The organism is Paenibacillus sp. GbtcB18, assembly GCF_019091125.1.
In the GTDB taxonomy this organism is placed as follows: domain Bacteria; phylum Bacillota; class Bacilli; order Paenibacillales; family NBRC-103111; genus Paenibacillus_F; species Paenibacillus_F chitinolyticus.
This window is the reverse complement of sequence record NZ_JAGXJX010000148.1, coordinates 1-406: the sequence shown is the minus strand read 5'-3', so window position 1 is coordinate 406 and position 406 is coordinate 1. Positions and strand designations below refer to the sequence as shown.

Below are 406 nucleotides of genomic sequence, written 5' to 3'. Positions count from 1 at the left end.
AAAAAGAAAAACCATGGCATTATGCCAACAATGTCACATAGATTTTCATTTAGGTAAATTAGATTGATAAATGGAGAGCCGTATACTTGAAGACAAGTACGTACGGTTCGGGGGGGAGTATTTGGAAACCTATCATAGAAATATGACAACGCGCTGGGTGCTTACCCTACCATGTAAATAAAGATCATGATAGTCATGAATATAGCTAATATTTCTAGCAAATGTTTTAGGAATCTGAAGTTCAGTCACAATTCCCCAATCAGTTTTTCTTCTTTCCCAGTACACCCTTTCTATATCAAATTTTTCCATCACTCTTTTTTTAAGTAATTCATCTTTCATTTTGACCGTGCGAGCTACTTCTACTATTCCGTCACCTTTATCCACAGTTAATAAAAAATCCGTTGTC

Annotated in this window: 1 protein-coding gene; it reads right to left on the bottom strand. The window is 35.5% G+C overall.

Annotation, left to right across the window (positions count from 1 at the left end; genetic code table 11):
- Positions 1–132 precede the first annotated feature (132 nt).
- Positions 133–406 (bottom strand): TnsA endonuclease N-terminal domain-containing protein (locus tag KVT34_RS29905; protein WP_217563260.1); only part of this gene is annotated, 274 nt, incomplete at its 5' end.